Annotated in this window: 36 protein-coding genes; 14 read left to right on the forward strand and 22 right to left on the reverse strand. The window is 63.9% G+C overall.

Features of this window, described 5'->3' with window-relative positions; genetic code table 11:
• Window positions 1–42: 42 nt before the first annotated feature.
• The 11 genes from B5X78_RS03445 to B5X78_RS03495 form a co-directional block, all read right to left on the reverse strand.
• Complete coding sequence (locus B5X78_RS03445; RefSeq protein ID WP_079723068.1) at window positions 43–495, reverse strand: hypothetical protein; 453 nt, start codon at window positions 493–495, stop codon at window positions 43–45.
• 68 nt (window positions 496–563) lie between these two features.
• Window positions 564–1793 carry a phage major capsid protein gene (locus B5X78_RS03450; RefSeq protein WP_079723069.1) on the reverse strand — a complete coding sequence of 410 codons (1230 nt, stop codon included), beginning with the start codon at window positions 1791–1793 and terminating at the stop codon, window positions 564–566.
• Between the two features lie 70 nt (window positions 1794–1863).
• Window positions 1864–2643: a head maturation protease, ClpP-related gene (locus tag B5X78_RS03455; protein ID WP_079723070.1), complete on the reverse strand. Its 780-nt coding sequence runs from the start codon at window positions 2641–2643 to the stop codon at window positions 1864–1866.
• A complete protein-coding gene (locus B5X78_RS03460; protein WP_079723071.1) occupies window positions 2640–3965 on the reverse strand; it encodes a phage portal protein in 1326 nt (441 codons plus the stop codon). The genes B5X78_RS03455 and B5X78_RS03460 overlap by 4 nt, the downstream gene beginning before the upstream one ends.
• A complete protein-coding gene (locus B5X78_RS03465; protein WP_217698633.1) occupies window positions 3965–5716 on the reverse strand; it encodes a terminase large subunit in 1752 nt (583 codons plus the stop codon). Before B5X78_RS03465 ends, B5X78_RS03460 begins: the two co-directional genes overlap by 1 nt.
• On the reverse strand, window positions 5658–6086 hold the full coding sequence (locus B5X78_RS03470; RefSeq protein ID WP_079723073.1) for a hypothetical protein: 429 nt from the start codon (window positions 6084–6086) through the stop codon (window positions 5658–5660). Before B5X78_RS03470 ends, B5X78_RS03465 begins: the two co-directional genes overlap by 59 nt.
• A gap of 151 nt (window positions 6087–6237) precedes the next feature.
• Window positions 6238–6471, reverse strand: coding sequence for a hypothetical protein (locus tag B5X78_RS03475; protein ID WP_079723074.1), 234 nt, complete (start codon window positions 6469–6471; stop codon window positions 6238–6240).
• A 306-nt stretch (window positions 6472–6777) separates the two neighbouring features.
• Window positions 6778–7347 (reverse strand): lysis system i-spanin subunit Rz, encoded by a 570-nt coding sequence (locus B5X78_RS03480; RefSeq protein ID WP_079723075.1) that lies wholly within the window; start codon window positions 7345–7347, stop codon window positions 6778–6780.
• Window positions 7347–7703, reverse strand: a complete 357-nt coding sequence (locus tag B5X78_RS03485; protein ID WP_079723076.1) for a hypothetical protein — start codon at window positions 7701–7703, stop codon at window positions 7347–7349. Before B5X78_RS03485 ends, B5X78_RS03480 begins: the two co-directional genes overlap by 1 nt.
• Window positions 7704–7705: 2 nt before the next feature.
• Window positions 7706–7918 carry a hypothetical protein gene (locus B5X78_RS03490; RefSeq protein WP_139381372.1) on the reverse strand — a complete coding sequence of 71 codons (213 nt, stop codon included), beginning with the start codon at window positions 7916–7918 and terminating at the stop codon, window positions 7706–7708.
• Window positions 7919–7920: 2 nt separating this feature from the next.
• Window positions 7921–8574, reverse strand: a complete 654-nt coding sequence (locus B5X78_RS03495; RefSeq protein WP_079723078.1) for a glycoside hydrolase family 19 protein — start codon at window positions 8572–8574, stop codon at window positions 7921–7923.
• Between the two features lie 332 nt (window positions 8575–8906).
• On the opposite strand from B5X78_RS03495, the gene B5X78_RS03500 reads away from it, so the two are divergent.
• Window positions 8907–9767: a hypothetical protein gene (locus B5X78_RS03500; protein ID WP_079723079.1), complete on the forward strand. Its 861-nt coding sequence runs from the start codon at window positions 8907–8909 to the stop codon at window positions 9765–9767.
• Here B5X78_RS03500 and B5X78_RS03505 read toward each other — a convergent pair.
• From B5X78_RS03505 to B5X78_RS03545, 10 genes are all read right to left on the reverse strand, one after another.
• On the reverse strand, window positions 9741–10178 hold the full coding sequence (locus B5X78_RS03505; RefSeq protein WP_079723080.1) for a hypothetical protein: 438 nt from the start codon (window positions 10176–10178) through the stop codon (window positions 9741–9743). The two genes, B5X78_RS03500 and B5X78_RS03505, sit on opposite strands and share 27 nt — an antisense overlap.
• Window positions 10179–10420: 242 nt before the next feature.
• Window positions 10421–10849, reverse strand: a complete 429-nt coding sequence (locus tag B5X78_RS03510) for a DUF1064 domain-containing protein (protein ID WP_079723081.1) — start codon at window positions 10847–10849, stop codon at window positions 10421–10423.
• Between the two features lie 31 nt (window positions 10850–10880).
• Window positions 10881–11114 (reverse strand): hypothetical protein, encoded by a 234-nt coding sequence (locus tag B5X78_RS03515; RefSeq protein ID WP_139381373.1) that lies wholly within the window; start codon window positions 11112–11114, stop codon window positions 10881–10883.
• A complete protein-coding gene (locus tag B5X78_RS03520; protein WP_139381374.1) occupies window positions 11098–11367 on the reverse strand; it encodes a hypothetical protein in 270 nt (89 codons plus the stop codon). Before B5X78_RS03520 ends, B5X78_RS03515 begins: the two co-directional genes overlap by 17 nt.
• The gene (gene dnaB / locus B5X78_RS03525; protein WP_079723084.1) at window positions 11367–12806 is read right to left on the reverse strand and encodes a replicative DNA helicase; all 1440 of its coding nucleotides are present in this window, start codon (window positions 12804–12806) and stop codon (window positions 11367–11369) included. The genes B5X78_RS03520 and dnaB overlap by 1 nt, the downstream gene beginning before the upstream one ends.
• The gene (locus tag B5X78_RS03530) at window positions 12803–13594 is read right to left on the reverse strand and encodes a DNA-methyltransferase (protein WP_079723085.1); all 792 of its coding nucleotides are present in this window, start codon (window positions 13592–13594) and stop codon (window positions 12803–12805) included. The genes dnaB and B5X78_RS03530 overlap by 4 nt, the downstream gene beginning before the upstream one ends.
• Entirely contained in the window at window positions 13594–14550 is a 957-nt protein-coding gene (locus tag B5X78_RS03535; RefSeq protein WP_079723086.1) for a hypothetical protein, read from the reverse strand. Before B5X78_RS03535 ends, B5X78_RS03530 begins: the two co-directional genes overlap by 1 nt.
• Window positions 14547–14723: a hypothetical protein gene (locus B5X78_RS18570; protein ID WP_176140766.1), complete on the reverse strand. Its 177-nt coding sequence runs from the start codon at window positions 14721–14723 to the stop codon at window positions 14547–14549. The genes B5X78_RS03535 and B5X78_RS18570 overlap by 4 nt, the downstream gene beginning before the upstream one ends.
• Window positions 14723–15166 (reverse strand): phage regulatory CII family protein, encoded by a 444-nt coding sequence (locus B5X78_RS03540; RefSeq protein WP_079723087.1) that lies wholly within the window; start codon window positions 15164–15166, stop codon window positions 14723–14725. Before B5X78_RS03540 ends, B5X78_RS18570 begins: the two co-directional genes overlap by 1 nt.
• A gap of 79 nt (window positions 15167–15245) precedes the next feature.
• Complete coding sequence (locus B5X78_RS03545) at window positions 15246–15479, reverse strand: YdaS family helix-turn-helix protein (RefSeq protein WP_176140767.1); 234 nt, start codon at window positions 15477–15479, stop codon at window positions 15246–15248.
• 81 nt (window positions 15480–15560) lie between these two features.
• Between B5X78_RS03545 and B5X78_RS03550 the strand changes: the two genes are divergently transcribed.
• The 13 genes from B5X78_RS03550 (at window position 15561) to B5X78_RS03610 (ending at window position 21351) form a co-directional block, all read left to right on the forward strand.
• Window positions 15561–16079 carry a helix-turn-helix domain-containing protein gene (locus tag B5X78_RS03550; protein WP_079723089.1) on the forward strand — a complete coding sequence of 173 codons (519 nt, stop codon included), beginning with the start codon at window positions 15561–15563 and terminating at the stop codon, window positions 16077–16079.
• Window positions 16045–16377 (forward strand): hypothetical protein, encoded by a 333-nt coding sequence (locus B5X78_RS03555; RefSeq protein ID WP_139381375.1) that lies wholly within the window; start codon window positions 16045–16047, stop codon window positions 16375–16377. The genes B5X78_RS03550 and B5X78_RS03555 overlap by 35 nt, the downstream gene beginning before the upstream one ends.
• Window positions 16374–17012 carry a hypothetical protein gene (locus tag B5X78_RS03560; RefSeq protein ID WP_079723091.1) on the forward strand — a complete coding sequence of 213 codons (639 nt, stop codon included), beginning with the start codon at window positions 16374–16376 and terminating at the stop codon, window positions 17010–17012. Before B5X78_RS03555 ends, B5X78_RS03560 begins: the two co-directional genes overlap by 4 nt.
• 170 nt (window positions 17013–17182) lie before the next feature.
• On the forward strand, window positions 17183–17413 hold the full coding sequence (locus B5X78_RS03565) for a hypothetical protein (protein ID WP_139381376.1): 231 nt from the start codon (window positions 17183–17185) through the stop codon (window positions 17411–17413).
• On the forward strand, window positions 17410–17793 hold the full coding sequence (locus tag B5X78_RS03570) for a hypothetical protein (RefSeq protein ID WP_079723093.1): 384 nt from the start codon (window positions 17410–17412) through the stop codon (window positions 17791–17793). The genes B5X78_RS03565 and B5X78_RS03570 overlap by 4 nt, the downstream gene beginning before the upstream one ends.
• Window positions 17780–18157 carry a hypothetical protein gene (locus B5X78_RS03575; RefSeq protein ID WP_079723094.1) on the forward strand — a complete coding sequence of 126 codons (378 nt, stop codon included), beginning with the start codon at window positions 17780–17782 and terminating at the stop codon, window positions 18155–18157. Before B5X78_RS03570 ends, B5X78_RS03575 begins: the two co-directional genes overlap by 14 nt.
• A gap of 166 nt (window positions 18158–18323) precedes the next feature.
• Window positions 18324–18521 (forward strand): hypothetical protein, encoded by a 198-nt coding sequence (locus B5X78_RS03580; protein WP_079723095.1) that lies wholly within the window; start codon window positions 18324–18326, stop codon window positions 18519–18521.
• Window positions 18518–18712, forward strand: a complete 195-nt coding sequence (locus B5X78_RS03585; RefSeq protein WP_079723096.1) for a hypothetical protein — start codon at window positions 18518–18520, stop codon at window positions 18710–18712. The genes B5X78_RS03580 and B5X78_RS03585 overlap by 4 nt, the downstream gene beginning before the upstream one ends.
• Window positions 18709–18939 (forward strand): hypothetical protein, encoded by a 231-nt coding sequence (locus B5X78_RS03590; RefSeq protein WP_079723097.1) that lies wholly within the window; start codon window positions 18709–18711, stop codon window positions 18937–18939. The genes B5X78_RS03585 and B5X78_RS03590 overlap by 4 nt, the downstream gene beginning before the upstream one ends.
• Window positions 18929–19324, forward strand: coding sequence for a hypothetical protein (locus tag B5X78_RS03595; protein ID WP_079723098.1), 396 nt, complete (start codon window positions 18929–18931; stop codon window positions 19322–19324). Before B5X78_RS03590 ends, B5X78_RS03595 begins: the two co-directional genes overlap by 11 nt.
• Entirely contained in the window at window positions 19324–20175 is an 852-nt protein-coding gene (locus B5X78_RS03600; protein ID WP_079723099.1) for a DUF2303 family protein, read from the forward strand. The genes B5X78_RS03595 and B5X78_RS03600 overlap by 1 nt, the downstream gene beginning before the upstream one ends.
• A 70-nt stretch (window positions 20176–20245) precedes the next feature.
• Entirely contained in the window at window positions 20246–20944 is a 699-nt protein-coding gene (locus B5X78_RS03605) for a DNA-methyltransferase (RefSeq protein WP_079723100.1), read from the forward strand.
• Window positions 20941–21351 (forward strand): ASCH domain-containing protein, encoded by a 411-nt coding sequence (locus B5X78_RS03610; protein ID WP_079723101.1) that lies wholly within the window; start codon window positions 20941–20943, stop codon window positions 21349–21351. Before B5X78_RS03605 ends, B5X78_RS03610 begins: the two co-directional genes overlap by 4 nt.
• Window positions 21352–21849: 498 nt before the next feature.
• On the opposite strand, the gene B5X78_RS03615 is transcribed toward B5X78_RS03610, so the two are convergent.
• A complete protein-coding gene (locus B5X78_RS03615; RefSeq protein ID WP_139381377.1) occupies window positions 21850–22110 on the reverse strand; it encodes a hypothetical protein in 261 nt (86 codons plus the stop codon).
• Window positions 22111–22115 lie beyond the last annotated feature (5 nt).

Here is a 22115-nt window from a genome sequence, read left to right on the forward strand (position 1 = left end):
CCAGAAGACTCACGACAGGGGCCGGAAGCCCGGCCCCTGGGATCAGGCTTCGATTGCTTCCTCGCCATTGTCGCCCTTTGCCAGTGATTCGGCGTAGGACACTGCCGCCGGCGTGGCGTCCAGCGAGTCGGCGTACTGCTTCAGCTCGGCGGGTGTCACCTTGACGACCTCATTCGGCTGATAATCGCCGAACGCCACCAGCACACGGGCCTTCACCTTCTTGCCAGCCTGCGCCTGCTTCTCAGCATCGGCTGCGATCTTGGCTTCTGCTTCCGCCTTCATGGTGGTGATCGTGGCTTCGAGCAGCTCGTCGCGCTTGGCGTCTTCGAGCTTGTTCCAGTCTTCGGCGGACAAGCCCGATTCCTTGTGGGAACGTGCGACCACCGCGCCCAGCTGCACTTCGATACCGGCGGCCAGTGCGATCACTGCCGCCAGCGTGTTCGAGCCATGGAGAATGGTCTGCGCACCCTGGCCCTGATTGTTGTTCTTCGACATCGTTGCACCTCTTCACGTAAGAGCGCCCGGGTCTCCGGGCGCTCGTCTGGGCTACCGTCCTGCCGCGATTAGGTCGCGGAGTTCTGGTAGAACTTGACCGTCGAGCCGCTCACGTCGAGCAGGTTGCCGCCGGCGCGCTGCCACGCGAGGAAGCCAACCTGGCCGAGCTTCGTGTAGGCCGAGTCAGTGAACCGGAACAGAGTGGCGGACATTACATCGCGGATGCGGTAGTTGCCCAGCACACCGAACAGGATCGACTTTGCGTTGGCGCCCATCACCGCCATGTCCTGATTGATCGTGATCGGACGGTTCAGCAGGCGATCGGGGGCGCCACCGGGGTTGCCGGTCTCATAGCCAGGCACGAAGATCGGGCGACCCTCGGTGTCCTTGATCTTGCGGATCACCTTCAGGGAGGCGTCGTTCATCATGAAGCCCACGCCAGCCTGATTCCGGTAGGCCGGATCGACCGAGTGCTCCAGATCGACCAAGTCGTCGTAAGTGACCGTGGTGGTCTGGCCGGTGGTGCCGACCTTGCCCGAGCCCGCTGCGGTCACGATGCCACGCGGCTGGCTGGTGCCGGTGCCAGTGGTGAAGTACGTGTTCTGCACACGCGCCAGACGGGTCGCGCACAGGCCGACGACGATCGAGTCGATGTTGAGCTGCGAGTCCTGCAAGAGCTCGAACGGCACGGCGACGATCTTGGAACTCCACTTGTAGACCGGCAGGCCCACGGTGTTGAACGCGGCGTCCTGCGAGGTGGCGGTGGTGTTCTCCGCGATCAGCTCACCGGTGTTGCCGGTGTCGTCCATGGTCGGCCAGTTCATCGGGTTGCCCTGGTCGGTGCCGAACTGGGTGGCGATGCTGCGCATGCCGCCGAATTCCTTCATCGCCTTGATGAGCTCGGTGGCGACAGAGGTCTCGACGGTGTAACCGCCCTCCGATGCGGTGCCGGTCGACATGGCGTTGCGCACGGTGTTCCACTCTTCTGCCGACAGAGCACCATCACCGCCGCGCAGCCACTTGTTCAACAGCGAACGGGCGGCTGCGGCAGCCGGGGACTGGGCGGGGCGATCCTGGATTTCGATTCCCAGTTCGCGCGCACGGTCCTCGACCTCGAGCGCGGCAACGGCTTCCAGCCGACGGATCTCGGCGCGGACCTGCTCGATCTCCGCCATGTTGGCGTCGTACTTCGCCTGGTGTTCGGCGTTCCAGGTTGCGCCCGGATTCTGCTCGGTGATGTCCTGCAATTCGCGGGCCAGTGCGTTGTGACGCTCCCGCAGAGCCTTGATCTTGCTCATGGTGCTTTTCCTCTTGGTGAAATGAAAAGCCCGCCGGGTGGCGGGCTCGGTTCCTGCGCGGGAGCGATTCCTACGCGGGGAGGGGTTCGGGGATGGCTGCGCGACGCACGTTGTGCGCGCGCTCTGCCTGCTCCCCGTTGTTCTGGTCGGTGGGTTCGGGCGGAGCCGGTGCCGGCTCGGGTGCGGGCGGCGTCGAGACCGTCGCCTTGGGCGCATTGGCATACGCGGTGAGGTTCCACGACGCGCGAGCCGTCTCGCCATCCTTGCCCGCGATACGGTCGGCAAAGCCGTGCTCGACGGCCTCCGCAGCGCTGAACCACGTTTCCGCGTTCATCCAGGCGACGATCTGTTCGCGATCCTCAATACGCCGCAGGTAGTCGTCCGCGATTGCGTTGTCGATCTTCGCCAGCAGCGCGGCCGTCTGGCTCATCACCCGGGTATCGCCGCAAGCGCACGTCCATCCGTTGTGGATCATCACCATCGCGCCTTCAGTGATCTCGATCTCGTCGCAGTGCATGAGGATGAAGCTCGCGGCGGAGACAGCCCATCCGTCGACGTGCCCGATCTTGCGTGCCGGGTGCGCGTCGAGCGCGGCACAGATCGCGCGCCCCTCGAACACGTCACCGCCCGGGGAGTTGAAGCGGAGATGCAGCGTACTCACGTGACGCACCGAGTTGAGGTCGGCGGCGAACTGCATGGCGGTGATACCGCCATCGGTCCACCAGTCGTAACCGATAACGTCGTAGAGATAGATCGTTGCCTCGTCAGCGGCCGCCTCGATGCGGTATGCACGGGGGGCTTCGCGGTTCGCTGCCTGCAAGGCGAGCAGGCGGGTGTGGTTGCGGTTCATGCGGGTTCCGGCTCCTGCGGTTCATCCTGGGTTTTCGGGGTCGGCTTTGCTGCCGCCTTCGTGGGATCGAAGAGCTTGTCTCCCCCAGGCAACGGCGGGAGATTCTTCAGAGCGCGGACTTCGTTGCTGGTCATCCAGCCACACGCACCAGGGCCGCCGAGCGCCTTCCCGAAGTACTCGGCCTGAGCTTTGCTGTCGCCCTCCAGGTGACCGTCAACGTTGAACTCTGCGAAGTAGGTGGCACGCACAGGGAAAAGCTTCCTATTGAGCTCTTGACCCCAGCGAACCAGGTGGGGGCGCATGCCCCACTTCATGAAGCCGAGGCTCATCTGCTCGATACCAGAGCCCCAGCTAGTCGATGCGGAGGTCTCGCCGACCATGTGCGGTGGCACGCCGAACGCTCGTGCAATGTCGACGACCTGGAACTTGCGCGACTCGAGAAGCTGCGCGTCCGCTGACGTCATGGAGAGCTGCTCGACGGCCAGTCCTTCCGTCAGGATGAGCGGAATTTTGCTGACTCCGTTCCCTGCTCCGTACTTCGCTACCCACGCTTCGCGGAAGTCGTCCTGCTGGGGCTTGGTCATCTTCCCCGGCACCTTCACTGCGTACTGCACCGAGGCGCCGCCGGAGAAGGTCGAGCCAGCATGCTCATCGGCCTTGATCGCGATCCCCGTGGCCTGGCGTGCGCCCCACTGGATGACGCTCATGCTGCAAACCCCGTCGAAGCCGAAGCCCGGGAAGTGCAGTACGTCATCCTGCAAAGCGACGAAGTAGCCCCAACTGCCGTCCGGAAGTTGGTCGTAGATGCGATAACGCAGCTCGTCACCCACCCGGAAGATGTCCACCTGATCTCGCGGGACCGGGATGACGCCGGTCACCTGCGGGCTGTAGCGGTTCTCGCGAACGAGATAGGCGATGCCATCTCCGCGCAGCAGCATTTGCGTCGCAAGAAACTCCCACATGGTCGCAGCGGTGAACCGGCCGCAGGGCTGCTCATTGAAGAGCCACCAGTAATCGTGGTCGTTCGCCTTTTCCCGGCCGTCCTTCGTGCGTCGGTAGAAGCTGCACGGCGTCGTCGCGATGGCGCCGGCGATCAAGCGCACGGCAGCATAAACAGACGACACACGCATCGACGAGGACGGGCTGACCACAGCGCCAGCCGCGGTCGGCACGACGCCAAAGATCTCTCCCATCCGCACGGCGTCGCTCGAGTCCACGTCCACCGCGGGCACGGCTGCGCGCGGCGCTCGCTCCCGCTCGACCTGGTCGACGGCGAGGATCGAGCTAAGGCGATCGCGGGCGATCTGTGCAGAGTTTTCCATCACATCACCACGAAGCCTTGTTCAATGTCGTCGCTCTCCGTCGGGGTCAGGCCCACGCCTATCGCCATCAGGAGAGCAGCCATGTCGTCGATCTTGTCCGCGGACTTCTTCTTGTCCGGGGCCGTGTTCAAGTTCTGGTCGGTCTTAGCGACCATGTTCGAGGCGCACCACTCGAGTACGGGGTCGGCGTCATGCACCAGCTTCCGAGCTCGATACAGTCGTTCGAGTTCCTTCATTGCTGGGTGATAGGACTTCGTCCCCTGCACGAACTCCAGCAGCGGATGCCCGTCTTCGATAAGGCGATTCGCCAGCTCTTGCGCATTCCAGCGGTCGTACGCGATGGCGTACGGCTTGAAGCGTTCGATGTCCTCCCGGATCGCCGCCTCGACCACGTTGTAGTCGGTCACCTCACCCTCGGTAAGGGTGAGCAGGCCGGCAGCCACCCAACCGGCATAGGGCACAGTCCCGCGCGCCGTGCGCTGCGCCACCGCGTCCTCCGGCACCCACCGCCGGCCCCACGTCACCCGTAGGTCGCCGACTTCCCAGACCAGCCGCCACGCAACCATGTCCGTCGTCGACGCCAGGTCAAGCGCCGCGGTGCAGGGGTACTTCTCCAGCTCGTCCAGGAAGACGTCGCCCTTGCACTTCTTCCACTTCAGCAGGTCGACCCACGCGGTCGCCGAGCTCGCCGGGCGATTCAGGCGTTTGATCTTGAACTCGGCCAGCTTGCTCGGCATGGCCTTCGCTTCGACCGCCTCCTTCCGGATAGCGGTCAGAAGATGCGGATTGCTGTCGATCAGCGGGTTCGCCTTGACCCATGCGGCCTCGTCGAACTCGTCGTCGTCATCGTCCACGGCGAAGAACAGCGCGAGGAAGTGGTCGGCGGAGTGGCCGAACACCCCTTGCAGTAGTTGCTTCGCGAACTGCCGAATCTCGGCCCAAGGGCCGGGGTTCGTGTATCCCTCTGTTGTCGTGTAGAGCCACAGCGGACAGCTGCGCGCACCCGCGGCAGAGGTGAGCACGTTCAGCAGGTCCGCCGTCTTGTGGGCATGGATCTCGTCCAGTCCTACATGCGACGGGTTCAAGCCGTCCTGCGTGCTCGCCTTGGCGTGAATCGGCTTGAAGCTGGCGCCGGTGTCCAGGCGCGCGACCGACTTCGCGAAGATCTGGAGGCCGAAGGCTTCCCGGAGGTCCGGGGTCTTCTCGGCCATCCGCTTCGCGACGTTAAAGATGATCGATGCTTGCGGAAACGTGGTCGCCGCGCTGATTACCTGCGCGCCCGGCTCGTCCTCGCAGCACTCGCAGTAGAGCAGAATCGCCGCCGCCAGCGTGGATTTCGCGTTCTTGCGCGCCACCGCGAAGAGCGCTGACGTGAATCGGCGGGTGCCGTCCGGGTTGCGGAATCCGAACAGCTGCACCACAAAGAACACGTGCGATGGATGCAGCCGAATCTCTGACTGCATCGTCCCGTCGGGATTCTTCCAAACGCCCTCAACGTGGGGGAGCTTCTCGATGAAGTCGCAGGCGTCGCAGGCATGCCACTCGTCGAAGTGGAACGGCGCGCCACGCTTTTTGGCTCGCTTCAGGTCGCCAATGAACCGCTGCGCCGCCAGGCGCATGAGCTTGCCGAACTTCCTGCCCTTCTTGTCCGCAATCGCTTCCTCGGCATATGCCAGGGCGATTGCGACGTAGTCACGCTGGCCGTCGTCCGTTCCTGGCGAACTTGTTGCCGGAGTTTTCTTCTTTGCCACCGTTGGGTCGCACCTTGCCCTGCGCCACCGGCGTGAGACCGAAGTCGTTCGCGAGGTTGCGGTACTGCGCCATCATGTGACCCGTGGGCGGGAGCCCCGCGGCGTGGAGCTGGCAGATGTTGCCGTGCAGCGCGCACAGCATCCCGAGCGTCGACAGCGACGCTTCCGTCAGCAGCTTGTTTGCATGGAGGATCGGAGCGAGCCGGTTCCATTCCTTGATCGCGTGCGCATTCGGCATCCAGTCCGGCGCCGTCGGAACGTCGCCAACAAGAGGTAGGTCGACCGCAGGCACCGATGCCGCCGGCTCGCGGTCCTTCCGGTCCGTTCCCGCGATCACTTTCAACGCGCTGGGTTTGCGGGGATTCGGCATGGCCTTGAACCTGGGCGGCGGGGAATCCCCACCATGAAAAAACCGTTTTTTCTGAAGTGACGGTGCGAATAAATGGCTGGGCGCACGTGTCGAAGGCCGAGGGCCTCAGACTTTTGCCCTCCCCCTCCCCTTTTTCGTTCAGGTTCGGGGGTCAGACCGGATTTCCGTCCCAGTCCGTTTCGACCGGCTCGCCGTTCGCGACGACAGGCTGCGCGCCTTCCGGCACCGGCGCTCCGAGCTCTTCGCCCAGCAACTCAGCCACCGCGGCCACGAGGCCTGCGGTGATCTGAGTCTGTTCGGTAATCGCGCGCGTCAGCTTCTCGGTTGTGGCCTGCTGCTGGGCGATCGCCTGCAGCAGGCGTTCGATGGTGTCCGAATCCGCCATTCTCGGTGCTCGTCTTGTAGCTATGGCACCAGGCGCAGAGGCTCTGGTGATTCTCGTCGGCGTTGTTGCTGTCGTCGCCGTCGACGTGGTCGACCTGGTTCGCCGGCCGAATGCCGCTCTTCGCACACTTAGGGCATCCACCCCGCTCGCAGCACTCGCATAGCGGATTGCGAGCCAACTTCGATGCGCGAATCTTTCGCCATGCTGCACTGTTCGTTGCCAAGGCGCGCCTGGCTTGCCTGCTGGGCTCCGGCGCAATGTAGCGCTTGACATGTCCCCGAAATGGATTGTGCTTTGGCGCTCGCTTCACTTAACCACCAGCGGCGCCGAGCAAGCGACCCGCGTGGCGATCAGTTCTCGCTGGAGCTGTCCGATCCAAACGTCTGCGAGGGCTCCGTCCTGAACCCCCTCTGCAAGGCTCGCTGCTCGAAGTTCGGCGTACTCAACATCTCGACCGGCAAAGGTCGGAGTTCCGGCGTTAGCGGAGCCGGACAGAGTTGGGGGCGTTCCGGGCGCTTGGAACCACCAATCGTGCAGCCGGAGACGGCCAGAACGCCAATCATCAATAACGCGGTCTTTCGCAGCCAGCGCATGGGCCATCTCCTTCTTGTGCTTGGAATCGTTGTCCGCTGTGCTGCTGGCATATGCCTGGGCACGGCCACGCGCCTCCTGCCTCGCCTTCTCGGTGAGGTCTGCAAGGCCTTGCAGCACAGAGGCTTGGTCTTCGCGGGTCTTCTGGTGTGCCGCCTTCTCGCCGTCGTACTTACCTTCCCAGCGAGCCGCTCCCTGGCCGTTGCCATGGAACCAAACTGCGACGACCAGCAACAGAACCGCACACCACTTCAGGATTAAGCGTGAGAGCGGGTCCAGTGGCATCACGCACCCGCCTTGTCGGTGTCGTCTGGCAAGTCCGGCAGCTGGAGCGCGGGGAATCCCTGGCCCTTCATTCGGAGCAGGAAGAAAAACGCACTCAGCAATTGCAATGCCTTCCCGGCGGCAGGCGCATCGAGAATCGGGCCGAATTGCGCGCTGAAGCTATCCCAAAATCCAGCCAGCCAGGACAGGCCGTCGACGACGAACTGCCCGAACGCCATGCCGACGAGGCACAGCCAGGCGGTGTAGCTCCGCCACGCTGCGGCCAGAGGCACGGCGCCGTAACGGGTGAACTTGGCATAGAACAGAACCGCAAGCGCGACGAGCGCGAGAAGCAGAATGGTGAAAACGAGGTGCATTGTCAGGCTCCTTTAAGCCAGGCGATTGCCTTGATTGCTGCGGTGGTCAGCGCCGATGAGACGGTGCCCACTACTACGAGGGTCTTCCACCCGCCGCGGGCCTCGCTGATCGTCTGGTGGATCTCGGCCACCATTCGCTTGAGGTCATCCACGTCATCGTCCAGCTTCTCGACCTTTCCTTCGAGACGCCCCAGGTCGCGGTTCAACTTATCCATGCTCATGCTCCCAGCACCTTCAGCGCGCGCGCGAAGCGGGCACGGCGATCAGCCTTCCCGTGCTGACCACCGTTCACGCGCTGCGTGATCTCGTCAAACTTATCGCTGTCTGCGAGCCTGTTGCAGTTCTGAGCCTCCCAGAACGCGCCCGCCGCGAGAGCCGCCCATCGCGGGATTTCGAGCATTTCAGGATGGAGGGTGAAGTCAGGCACGCCGCCAAACTTTCTTGCGAGCAGTTCCGTGATCGCCTCGTAGTTCGCAGCACCGGTGTTACCAATCAATCCCCGGCCGCGATACTTGTAGCCATCACCGCTGTCCTCGGCGCGATTTCCCATGCGCCCGCCATACGCCGCATTCCCAAGGCCTTCGGGATTGCGTGCCAGTGCGGAGACGCGCGGAAGCAGAGAGTTCCACCGCGACGCGCGAGGCGCACCCGCGCAAATCTCGGCAAGCCGCTCGGGCGAGTAGTTCAAGTTCTCCGCCAGCTTGGCGAATGAACCGGACTCATGCCCGACCTGGGCTAGGAATGCGGCCAGACGCTTCGGCGAGGTGATGGTGTATGCCTCGCACGCCTCGCGAACGGGGCCAACAAAGCGGGATGCCACTTGCGTCGTACAGCCAACGGCTTTGATCAGGGTTTCCGCCGAAGGCAGCATGAGCGTTCCAGGTGTAAGGCCGGTCCCCTCGCTGGATAGCCGCCAGCGCGCAACCGCCAAGGTCTGCGCGTCTTTCCATCCACAGGAGTGAGGTCGATCGTTGTTGGCGGCACGGCCGGGTTCGTCTCACGACGCCCTGGGTGGCCTTCGCACGAGGGGACCGATTCGGGGCAACAAAAAAGCCCCCGGCTCTCGCCGGAGGCTTCTATTGCATCGTGCCTGAAAAGCTATACTCGGAAGTCAGACCTGTCAACATATTTTCTATGACCCCCAGTACGCCCCCAACGAAGCCGGAATCCGCACCCGCGCCCAACACGCCGCCAGTGGTGACCATGGGGCATTTCTTGCAGGGGATGCCACCCTTTCAGGCAGCAAGGGTGGAAAACGCCTTTGTTGAGCGGCATTACAACCTCTACGTCGACCTACCCGCCATCCAGTTGTACTGTCATCATTCTCTATGTCTCGGGATGCGGTTCTTCACGGCGATGAATCAAATCGAGGTGCAACAGCACACGCACGCCGCCGGCAGCGTACCGAAGAAGCTGGTACGCGAGTTCGTCACGTATCGGTGCAAGAACTGTAGCGCCACCGACAAGATTTTTGCGATCGAGCTCAGGCATGCAGGCAAGCACGCGGACGTTTTCAAATTCGGCGAGGTGCCTGCCTTCGGCCCGCCCAATCCGGCAAAGCTGATCTCTTTGGTTCGACCCGATCGCGACCTCTACGTGAAAGGGCGCCAGTGTGAGACGCAAGGGCTGGGCATTGCAGCGTTCAGCTACTACAGGCGCGTGATAGAAAATCAGAGACACAGGATCTTCGACGAGATCATTCGAGTGCTGTCTTCAGTTTCGCCTGGTCATCCCGCTATCGCAGACTTGCAGGCGGCGCGCGCAGCGCGCCAGTTTGCCCAGAGCGTGGAAGCCATCAAGCACGCGCTTCCTGACTCACTCATGATTGCTGGGCGCGATCCGCTCCGATTGCTACATGGGGCACTCAGCGTTGGGATACATGCGCTGAGCGACGAAGAATGCCTGGAGCGCGCCACCGCAATTCGTACAGTTTTATCTGAGTTCGCGGTTCGCCTTTCCGATGTCATGAAGGACGATGCGGAACTAACGGCGGCGGTGGCGAAGTTGACGTCGATCGAAGACGCCGTCCGTAGCGGCTCAGGCAGCGAGGGAGATGCCGGTTAGGACGCCTCTGATCTCGACCCTCCCTAGCTCTTCTTCCGCGAAAAATCGCGGCCTGCTGAGTCGATAGGTGGACTGGTCCAGAACTCGCCGAATCATGGATTCAGCCACTTCACGTCGCTCGATGGCCTTTCGTCCCATGCCACAGTAGTAGCCGCGCAAGATGCAAGCGCGCTCTACGTTGTGGCGGGCGATGTCGCGGACGATATCCTCGATCTGCTGCGCCATTGGGTCAGTTTCGAGCGGCTTGAATCCGACCACTTTAGGCGGGAGCTCTCCCTTGTGCTCGATCAGAACTTGGAGCATGTCCTTTGACCGATGACCAAGGTAGTCGCAATCCCGGTGCAGTGCGAACTCTCGCCCCCAGCCCTCGAGGCGAGCTTTGACGTACACGCCGAACGTATCAACTTGCATTCCGATTCCCCTTTGCCCTGCCTGCGGTACTCAAGCGAGGGCGATCAATGCCCCGCTCCAATTCGACGGCGTTCAACATTCGATGCGCAGTAGCGATGCTTCCGCCGAAGCGGTCCTGGAACTGATCTGCTGTGGGGAACGACTTCAGCGAGTCTACCCAGGCGAGGATCTTCATGGCGCGTGCAATCGTGGGATATTCCTTGAGCTCAAACGGTCGGCTTGCTGGTCTCATTGATCCCCCTTCATGCCAGAACGATGCGGATTGGGTAGTGGTGCTCCACGCCCCGTTTCTTGATTCGGAATTCCTTTGTCTCCCTGCCCTTCACGTCGACGTACTCCGGCGCGCGGCCGGCGTCGCTGAAGAAGACCAGGAAGTCGAGGACATAGCGGGTGCCGCATGGCAGGTGAATCGGAACCTGTCGCAGCCAATGCGATACCTCGCCGGCCGCCTTCCTTAGTTTCAGCTGCTCGTAGTACCTGGCCTCGCGCTTGCTATCGAAGCGGATGCCGTCAACGCTGGTGATCTCGTTCCCGTACTTCCTTGCCCTGCCCTCTTTCGTGCCACCGCTCGCGATCGTCTCGACAGCGCGACGCACCTCTGGGCTTGCTTCTAACTGCCCAGCAGCACGGCGCTCGGCCTGCTGGAATAGGCGGCGCATGCCTTCGGGCATCTGTTCCGGACTGGAAAATCGAAGCGCGTTCCTACCCACGGCGGCGCCCCTTGGCCTTCTTGCTGAAGGTGTAGGGGGCGGCTTTCCGCGCGCCTGCGATGGATGCAGCGCGCGCCCGTGCCTTGGCTGCGGAAATCTCGCGCTCCATACCCATAACGGTCGTGACTCCGTCCTTCAGGCGATCTGCGAAGCGGGCATAAGCCGGAAATGCGTCACGCCAGTCCTTCAACCTGGCGAACTCGCGGCCCTCAAACATGTACGGCACGGGTAAGCTCCCTCATGTGCCAGATCAGGTCGTCTTCGATCTGCTCTGGCTTTGCGGTATTTCGGTAGATGCCAACGTGCCACCCGGCGGGGAGCGTGTTGGCGTGCTCCTTCAGTGCGTTGCGGACCCACAAGCGGCCGTCGCGCGCCAGATAGACCTCAACGGCGCGCTGCGTGGCGAGATGGCTCTGCACGGCCTGTGCGGCCGCCTCCCAGCCATGCGGCCAACGAACTTGCATGCAGGCGGCAGCCATCAATCTCCTCCGGCAGCGCGCGCCCCGCCGCCCCCTCTGCTGCGCCAGCCGCGGCGGGGGGGCGTGGACTTGTCTTTGTCGTCATTGGTTGCAGCAGTTGGCATCCAATCCCCAAGCGGGTCGAAGCGGCAGATATCGAGACGTGATTTCAGGCGGGCGGTGCCTGGCGGGCCTGATCGCTGCTTTCGCACGATCACCTCTGTCATGCCCTTGTCCGGACTGGCTGGGTTGTAGACCTCGTCGCGGTACAGGCAGATGACCACGTCGGCGTCCTGCTCGATCGAGCCGGAGTCGCGCAGGTCACCAAGCACCGGGCGTTTATCAGTCCGCTTCTCGCACTCACGCGACAGCTGCGACAGCACGATCACGGGGATGCCCAGGTTCACCGCCATGAGCTTGAGCAGGCGCGTCGCTTCGCCGATGCCGACGTTCTTGTTCTCGGCGCCAGCGGTGTCGAGCAGCTGCAGGTAGTCCAGCACCACCAGCCCGAGCGGGTTGGCGGCGTGCTCGCGCTGGGTCTGGGCGATGATCTGCTGCACCCTGGCGCTGCGTGGCCGGGAGATCATCAGCGGGGCGTTCTTCAGCACTGCGAACGCGGTGGTAAAGCGGCCCCAATCGTCGTCGGTCAGGTCGGCGCGCTTTACATGGTCGTGCTCGATGCGGCCAATCGAGCAGATGGCGCGGGTCATGAGTTGCTCGGCGGTCATCTCCAGCGAGTGAACCGCGACGCGCTTCTGTTGCGCCACCGCGACGTGCTCAGCGATGTTGAGTGCGAGCGTGGTCTTGCCCATGGCCGGACGGCCAGCGACAACGATCAGGTCGCCAGCTTGCATGCCTGAGATGACCTGGTTCAGTTCTTCATACTCGAACGGCAGGCCAGTGATTTCGCCAGCCCCGGTTTCGTAGCGGCGACGAATGTCTTCCGCGACGCGCTTCAGCACCGTGCCGGCCGGCTCCAGTTCGCATGGCTGAGACTTCAGCAGGTCACCCAGAGCCGCCTGCCCTGCAGACAGCACCTCTGTCGCCTCGCGACCGTCACGCGCGAAGGCGTCGGCGACCAGCTTCGTGCCGGCGTCGATCATGCCGCGGCGCAGGCGGGCTTCGCGAACGATCTCGGCGTAGGCGCGCACATTCGCAGCGGAGGGGGTCGAGCTGGCCAACTCAATGAAGTAGGCGCCGCCCGCGACGAGTTCCTCTGCACCGCGGGCCTGGAACCATTCGCCGAGCGTGACCGCGTCAAACGGCCGATTGCGCTCAGCCATGTACTGAATCGAGCGCCAAATCAGCTGGTGGTCGCGGCGGTAGAAGTCCGTGTCCAAGAGGTCGGCGACGAGGTCGTATGCCTCAGCGGACAGCATCACGGCACCGAGCACTGCCTGCTCGGCCTCGATGCTGTGTGGCGGTACCCGCAGCTGCTCAGCGCGCTGATCCGGCGTCATGCCAGCAACTCCGCTTGAGAGGTCGGCATCGCGGGCAGCGCGCGCATGGCCTGGGCCTGTGCTTCCTCAATTCGGCGGCAAGCCACCTCGAAACTGTGCTCGTCCTGCTCCACGCCAATGAACCGGAAACCCTTGACCACGGCGGCGACGCCTGTGGTGCCCGAGCCCATGAACGGATCCAGCACCACCCCACCAGCCGGGACGATCTCGACGATGTCGGACATAAGCTCAACCGGCTTCTGGGCGACGTGCTCGCGATCGCGCGGACTGCCGTACTGGAAAAAGCCTGGTAGGCAGCCAGCGCCGCGTTCCGTCGGCATAGGGCCGTTGCTGCCCCAGACCACGTACTCACATGCCGCGCCAAACCTGCCCATCTGTGGCCGAGAACCAATCTTTGCCCAGGGCACCACGCCCCGCCATACCCAGCCGCCGGACTGCAGGTAGTCGGTGGATACGGGGAGCTGGCGCCAGTCGGTGAAGAAGCAGGCCACAGCGCCAGGCTTGGACGCGGCAAGCGCGCGCGCCGCCCAGAGCGCGGACCAGAAGTGAAACGAGCGCTGGTCACGGTTGTCGCCGGAGAAGTTCTGCAGGGCCTCCTGGTTGCCGCTGGAGCTCTGCACGTACTTGGCTTTCGTGTCCTGCGTACGGTCGCTGCGGAACTGGCCCCCGCTGCTGTACGGCGGATCCGTGATCACTGCGTCGACGATGGGGCTGCGGGCCAAGTCGTCGAGCACGTCTAGCGCCTCGCCGCGGTACAGGGTGGCACTGCCGATGGTGACAACGCGCATCAGCCCACCTCCGCCGCTTCGTCAGAGCTGGCGCGATCGAAGACCTTCAGCATCTCGTCGGATCGAGTCAGGAACTCAAAGTCGGGGCGCCAGCCCTCATGCGGCGGCTTGTAGGGGCCGGTCCCATTGCGGAAAGGGTCGCGGGCGCACTCGGCGAAGTAGTCGGCCCAGAACTCCGCCGGGATGTGGTCGGAGCCGTATCGGTCCTTCGCGATCTGGCGCGCCAGGGTGATACAGCGCTTGACCTGCTGCTGGCGCTTCTCGCGGCCGATGGTCGGATGTACAGCCACCAGCAGTCCGGTCGGCTTCGCCAGCGCGCTGTTGTAGGCAGCGACGGCTTCGTCGGTGACCTGGGCCAGCCGCTGCTCGAGCTGCTTCGCCTTCTCCGCCCGCTTCTGACCGAGATCGACTGCCTGAGCCGCGCCGCTGCCGGCAACGCCGGCGGCGGGAAGTTCTGAGCGAAGCGAAGAACTAAGGCTCTTCTCCTGCTCCTGTTCCTTCTCCTGCTCCTGATTAGCCATAGCCTTCGGGAAGGCTTCGGCGAAGGCTTTACCGAAGGCTTCCGACATACCACCGGCAAAGGCTCCCGCGCGTTGCAGGACAATGGTTTTCAGCCGGCACTCGGGCAGCAAATCGATCGCGCCCACCCAAGCCTTGACCACGTTCGGCGACTCCGGCGGGTTGTAGCGGAGGAAGTTCGGGAGGGCGATCAGGCAGGCGCTTTCGTCATGCTCCGCCATACCTTTCGAGCAGGCTTCCCCGAAGGCTTCCCCGAAGGCTTCCGGCGTCCACTTCATCTCTGCGGCCAGGCCGGGCACGGTCGCCCGCATGGCGCCGAGCGCGGTCATGCCGGGGTGCGTCAGGAGCATGAAGAACGCCAGCTTGGCGTCGTCGGTGAGGCTGTTGAACTTGGCGTCGTTCCAGATGCGCGGATCGATTTTGCGATAGCGACTCACGCAGCACCTTCCAGCGGCAGCTCGGGCTCCGGTGCGGAATGGCGGCGAGCTTCAGCGCGCGCCATCTCTGCGGCGCGCTGGCTGTTGTAGGCGGCCAGTTCCTCGATCGACAGCGGCTCGTTGCCCTCGACCTTGCGGAACAGCGCGCGGACGAACTCTCGATTGCAGGCCATCACGGAGCCCCCTGCCTTGCGGCCGTTGCCGCATGCGAGGCGACATGCGCCAGGACATGCTGGAGGGCCGTGCAGGCCTTCTCGATGGCGCTGACCTCGTTGGGAGTGATCCGCCCGTCGGCCATAGCCTCCGCGATGATGTGGGCCAGATCGCCCTGCCCTGCCGCAGCTGCGAGCATGCCTTGGATCAGCGAGCCACTCGCCGGCGCTTCACTGCGCTGCAGTGTGTAGCCGTGCTCCGCCGCCAGGGCGTGCAGGATGCGGTGATCGTCCGTCACGCCCAGCAGCTCGCTCGTCTCGGCCAGCGTCAGATGGTGCGTGGTGTTGTTGGGGTTGACCTTGTTCCGCAGGATGGCGGCGGACATACCCAGCCGCGGAGCGAGCGAAACGCTGCCGCCGGGGTAGTCGTGAACGGTCTTGTGGGCTGCGTCTTTGATGTTCACTTGGCGGTGACCTGAACGTGGTTCGTGGATGGCGTGTGGAGCAAGCTGGCCTCGCCCAAAAAGGAGAGAGGCTATGGAACTAAGCGGCGCGAGACTGACCACCGACCGGCGCGGAGCCGAAAACGTCCGGGCGAAGGTCGTACCGGGTGACTACCCCGCCGGTGGCCTCCTCGATGGCGACGCAGTGCTTGGCGGGCGCCTTGGTCTTGAGCCAGCGGGTGACCGCCTGGGGCTTCTGGCCGCAAACTCGAGCCAAAGCCGCCTGGGTGGGCGGGGTCAGGTGGTTGATCGCTCGGAGGAGGGTCTCGTTCATGGGCGCAGTAAACATTCTGTTGACACGGAAGTCAACACAAAGTTCATTGACGCCGACCGGCGGCGCCCGGACGATCAACACATGGTTGATAAAAACGCCTTCCAGCAGCGCTTCGACGCCATGCTTGCGCACGCCGGCATGACCACGCTGGCGGCCTTTGCCGACCAGCTCCAGGTGAGTCGCCAGGTTGTAAACAACTGGTACAACCGGGATGGCCGCATAGCGGCTAAGAACCGGCTGGCCGTCCAGGCCGCAACCGGCGTCTCTGTCGACTGGGTGAACGATGGCATCGGGGAGATGCAGCTTCGGTCGTCCACATCTCAGTCGGTGGGATTGGATATCGAGAAACTACAGACGTCGATCGGGTACGTAATCGACGTCTTCCTATACACCCAAACACCCATCACTTCGCGTGGTGTTGCAAGGCTGTCGGCAGGCGTCTACGACCTTCTGATTTCTGACGAGCCGGTCAACGTGATTGAGCTCGGGGAAAGGCTAAAGAAACAGGTTCAGGGGGAGAAGAATGTCGGACAAGTCGAAGCTGGAAGCACTGACTCGGATGATCATGGAGGAACTAAGCGGCGCGCAGCGGCGGGATAAGCCCAAGCTGCGCCTGGTCGATAACTCGGCTGCGCCCACCGCAATCGTCGACACTGAAGACGACGAGATCACCAGGGCGAGCCGCATCAGCCGCATCCGTTGGCTGGCGAAGTCCTACAAGCTGGATTGGCTCGTCGAACAGCACTGCTTTACCGTGCCTGGCGTTGAGAGCCTAAACCCCGAATCGCTGCGTTCGCTGCACAAAGACATGGAGCGCGCCCGCGAATGTATCGCCGAGGGGATCTCCTTCGACGAAGTTGGCCTCGTCCGCAATACCTCTTTTCAGGAATCGGCATGAAGACATGGATCGTACTGGCGTGCCTTGCGTGCGCCCCTCTCACCCTGCATGCGCAGGACACCCGCGGCAGTGACACCCTGGTCACCCGGCTGAAGTCGCCATCGACCGAGGCCCGCACGCGGGCCGCCGAAGATATCTACGGCGCCGGCATCGAGAGCGCCGCGGTTTACGAACAGCTGGCCACCAATCTGCGCACCGGGATGGAAGGCCTTACAAAGAACTCGCCGCAGTTGGAGGAGATGGCCTGGAGCGTCAAGGCGCTGGCCAGCTCGGGCGACCTGCAGTACATGCCGTTGATTGACTCGGCGGCCGCCAGCAATATCGGCTACCTGGCCCGCCATGCCCGTGGCGCCAAGGAAACCCTGCAGGAAGCCGCCGCCACCGGTAAGCCGTATCTCACCTACACGAAGGTGCGGCTGATCACGGAGCGTCAGGCCGAGAGCTGCCAGTACGTGTCGGAGAGTTCCTGCCAGACAGCGCGCGCGCCGGAAAAGTGCATCGAATCCCACAAGGCCAAGGCCGTCGAAGCGGGCGCCAATTCGGTCATGGTGCTTTTCTCCAGCAGCCAGAGCGGCGGCCTGACTCTTTGGGGCGCGAGCACCACCATGCCAGCCAGCTATTACCTCTGCCGTTAACGGCCCCGCCCTACCCTGCACCTCTTCCAAAAACCCCGCCACGGCGGGGTTTTTCTTCGCCTGGACCCTGCCGCTCGTCGGTAAGTTTACGAACAAATCAACTTTGTGTTGACTCTTGAGTAAACTTCTTGTTTACTGACTCCACGCCACCCACGGCAGGAACAGTCGACATGAATCCCGGAAGCCTCCAGCAAGACATGGCCGCCGCCTCCGAGCAGCTTGCCAACGTCAGCACCTCCATCAACGCTGCAGCCCAGGCCATCGGTCGGCTCGGCCATGCGGCCCGCGACTGCCTCGATGCGGCCAAGCGGAACAGTGACGGCACCGACACCTACTGCGTGCCGGTCGAAGTCCTGGACGCGCTGAGCGTCGAAGTCACCCGCGTAGGCGGTGCGGCGTGAGCGCGGTTGTGCAGCCATCGCCGGCCCCGCGCATCGACGTGCATGTCTCCGGCCTGACGCTGGGCATCGAGCGCACGCCCGAAGGATTCAGCGCGACTTTCTACAGCGCCGGCCGTGCCGTCTCCGCTCTCATGCTCTGGGGCGACACGCTGCGATTCCAGGACGGTGCCTTCCCCGCCATCTGGGTCGGCGATCAAGCCTGCATCGATATCGATCCGCAGATGTTCGAGGTCGTCCGCGAATGGCATGACGCCCTGCCGCCGCGCCGCGCAGTTCCGCGCCTGGCCGGCCAGCCCGAAGCCAAGCCGATCGACAACGCCGAAGCCATCGCTGCGGCCGCCGCTGCCAAACACGGAGCGCTCTGCGATGGCCGCTGCTGAGTCTGTACGCATCCCGCTCGTGACTCACCGGGGAGGTAAAGACGATCCCTCCAGCGTGCGGTGGGTTGAAGTCGAGGGCGAGCGATGCGGCCCGTTCGCGATCATCAACCAGCAAGACATCAAGCGCAAAGACGGCTGCCGCCGATTCCGCCGCGGATGGTCGGTGACGCACATCCGCACTGGGTACGCCGCCGTTCCTGACTGCCTGACGAAGCATGCGGCGCGTCACGCCGCGCTTCTTTTGTCGCAGTTGCCGGTCGATTGGAACTTCGACGATGCCGCGGTCGCCCGCTCCTTCCCTGCGGATGTCCTCATCCAGATCAAAGTGATTCGGGTAGCTGCCTGGGCTGGCGGTGAAGCATGAAGGCCCTTCCCCACTTCGAGCGACGCACGTACCCCACGCGATGGCCTGAGCCTGCCGGCTCGGTTCTGCCAGTCGATGGCCTCATCACCGGAAATCGCGACATCGAGCGGAGCAGCTGGTGGAACGGCGCGCCGCAACCTCTCCCCTCTCACGTCCCGGAGAACCTATGAGCCAGGTCACCGACTTCCGCGCGTATGAGACTGCGCGCAACCAGGCCGCGCGCCTGGGCATTCCCCGCACGACAGCCGTCCGCATGGTTGCCGATGAGCGACGCGCTGGCCGAACGGGTCAGCACGTGGCCGGCCAGCTGCGCCTGCAGGCTATGGGCGGCGCGCGCCCCACCACGCCGCCGGGTGGCGCATGACGGTCACCATCTCGCTCCCGATGGCCCTGTTCTTCTTCGGGCTCCTCGCGTTGTTCCTGGGCGGCTGGTGGGCGGAGCGCCAGGGCGGCGGAATGCTCTCTGGCTGCTTCGAGGCAGCAATTGGCGTGTGTGCATGCCTGCTCTGCTGGGCTATTGCAGCCGGGATCCTGATTGGCAGGTGGCTCGCATGAACCTGGCCGCCACGTGCATTGAGCGCACCCATCGCGGCGTTGCCCCGCGTGCCGCGATCACCGCGCCGCCGAACGAGCACCGCGACTTCGTCGACGAAGGCATCCGTCTCCGCACGTTCGAGATCTCCGCGCTCAGCCGCGACGGTCACGTCGAGCGCTACACCCCGCCGCCGAGCAGCGGCATCACCGCAACCCGCAACCACAAGGAAATCTGCAATGAGCAGTGAAACGAAGCCGACGGCGGATCAGGGGCGCGCGTCCCTGTCCCCGGTTGGCACCAACGTCTCCGAGATGCTCGCCGACCTCAATGGCGGCGTGTTCCTGGAGCAGCTGGGCACGGCCTTCTCCGACGTCGCCCTCGGCACCGTGAACTTCGGCGACAAAGGCAAGACCGGCGAGGTCACGCTGAAATTCAAGATGACGCGGATCGGCGAGAGCAACCAGATCGCCTTGACGCATTCCCTGGCGTTCAAGCGCCCCACCTCGAAGGGCAAGCGTGGCGAAGAACTCTCCGGCGACACCCCGCTGCACGTCAACGCGGGCGGCCGGCTCACGCTCATGCCGGACACGCAGACCAAGTTCCCCTTCGCCAACAACGGATCCGACCAGTAATGGACGCACAAGCCATCTCGCTCATCCAGAAGACCGCCGTCGACGCCGAAGGTCAGCGTTCGATCGATTCGCACAAGCCCGTCGCGGTGCTGCCGAACGACTACACGCTGCACGACCTGGAGCCTTACCAGCTCCACCGCGCGCAGTTCCGTGGCGTCTTCGCGACCTCGTCCCTCGAAGCCTTCGCCAGCTACACGAAGCACCAGCGCGCGAACCCTGGCCCGCATCAGGCAGACGGCGCGCTGGCCGGCTTCGTCGACGTGGATTCCATGTCTGCCCGCGTCATCTTCGACCTGCTGGTGAAGGACGATGACGATGTCATCCAGCCCGGTCACGCCTTGCACTCCGCGGTGCTGGCGCTGAAGAAGACCGCCGAGCACGCCGCAGTGCTGCAGGTGAACGGCCGCCAGCTGAAGCAGGTCGACCTGATCGAATGGCTGGAGGACTGGCAGCCGAACATCGCCGCCCTTGCCGACGAGGCCGGGGCCGCTGTCCATCTCCCGTCGGCGATCGCCGCGATTCGTCGCCTGGAGATCTCGACGAAGACGAACACCTCGCACACGACCGAAGCGCTGCGCGCTGAACGGACCGCGCTGGAGCAGGTCGAAGCGCGCGGCGCCGGCCAGTTGCCGACGCGGATCGTCTTCCGTTGCGTGCCGTACCCGGGCTTGCCTGCTCGCGACTTTCCGCTGCGCGTGGCCGTCATCACCAGCCACGAAAAGCCCATGCTCTCCCTCCGGATCGTCAACCCGGAAGCCATCGCCGAAGCCATTGCGGAAGACTTCCGTAAAGCCTTGTCCGAAGGCATTGGCGAAGCCGCCACCCTCACCCTGGGCACCTTCAAGCCCTGACTGCGCCCCCCTGGAGCCCGTTGCCGCCAGGACGGAACGGCGCGGGCTCCGACTTTCCAGGAACCCTCGGATGAAGACCAAGATGGTCACCATCGGCCCCTTGCGGCTGTACTGCGGCGACGCCGCCGCGATCGTGCCGCAGATTACCGGCCAGGTGGATTGCGTGATCACCGACCCGCCGTATGCAGAGCGTACCCACCAGGGCGCGCGTACGAACCGCAAGAGCGCCGAAGGCAAGCGCCTCGTGCCCTTCCCCTCCCTGTCCGACTCCCAGTTCCTGGCCGCAGTCGAGCAGTGGCTCGCCGCCGCCGGTGGCTGGGTAGTTGCCACGGTCGACATGCGCCACGCCGCGCTGCTCATGGATCACCCGAAGCTGGTGCGCCTGGGCGTGTGGGTGAAGAACAATCCGATGCCGCAGCTGACCGGCGACCGGCCGGCACAGGGCCACGAGACGGTGCTGGTGATGCACTCCGGAGCGCGGCGCAAAGCCTGGAACCGCGGCGGCGGGCCGGCTACCTGGCGGCACAACGTCTGCAACCGTGCCACCGTACCGACCGAGAAACCGCTCGCCCTCGTCCGGGACTTCGTCTACGACTTCACCCAGCCCGACGAGATGATCCTCGATCCCTACATGGGCTCGGGCACCACCGGCGCCGCCTGCCTGCTCGAGGGTCGCCGCTTCATCGGGATCGAGCGCGATCCCCAGCACTTCAAGATCGCCGTCACCCGCCTTCGCAATCTGCACGAAACCCTGCAGGCGGCCGCATGAGGGCGCTCAGCATCATGCAGCCCTGGGCTTGGCTGATCGTCCACGGCTACAAGCCGGTCGAGAACCGGAAGTGGCCCACCAGCTTCCGCGGCCCCTTCCTCGTCCACGCCGGGCAGAAGTTCGACCAGGCGGGCTACGACGTGGTGCGCGAGTGCTACCCGGAGATTCAGTTGCCGGCGCCCAGCGAATTCCCGAAGGGCGGCATCGTCGGCGTGGCGACGATCACCGACTGCGTCACCCGCATGAACTCGAGCTGGTTCTATGGCCCCTACGGCTTCTTGCTCGAGGACGCGCGCCCGCTGCCGCTGGTGCAGTTCCGTGGGCAGCTCTCGTTCTTCGACGTTCCCGACAAGTGCCTAGCCGATCCGCGCGCCGCGCACCTGACCGAAAGTGCGGAGGTCTTCTAATGTTCTCTCGCCCATTGGATACGAAGAAGCGTTTCCAACCGTGCCCTGACACTGTCGCTTGCCGGAAGCCCCTGGGCAATCAATCGGGCAGCTTGAATCGCAGCGGCCTCTGCCTCATGCCTGCTTATGAATCCCCCCACATGGACCCGCGCCAAGTACTCGATCTCGTCGGCGGCAAACACGTAGCCAGTTGCTTCCCACAGGGACGACTTATCCGCCGCAAGTCCTGCCGTGCTGTACAGGTCAAACGAACCTTCTTTGCTCACGCGGGTGACCTCTCAACAGCAGTCGGGAGTCTACGCGCATGACGCGAGGAGATCGTGAGGGCGCGCGTCGCCGGATGAAGCAGCCGACGAAGGACCAGCTACGAGAGGAGCTAGCTCAAGCGGCCAGTGAAATTGAAAGGCTTCAGCGCGCGCTTGCGGACGCCTGGTGGCGTTCGTTGGCTCGCCTGATTCTCAGAAAAGTCGCGGGTATCGCCGCAAGAGTACGCGGGATTCACCCAACAGCAGAGGTGAGCAAAGAATGAAAGGAATGATCCCATTGCACTTCGCCATCCCTGCTGACGCCGACCACATCCTCACGCCGGATCGCTGCCATGTCTCTCGCGAGGTCTTCGCTGGACGAGAACATGTTCAGGCAAACCTGTCGAATGGTGCCGTCGTCGGCCTCAAGGCGGAATGTGGCCTCGTACTTACCCGACCCATGCCGAGCCACCGCCGGAAGCACTCGATACCCATTGAAGGAATCCATGGTCACGGCAA

The organism is Pseudoxanthomonas indica, assembly GCF_900167565.1.
GTDB lineage: Bacteria > Pseudomonadota > Gammaproteobacteria > Xanthomonadales > Xanthomonadaceae > Pseudoxanthomonas_A > Pseudoxanthomonas_A indica.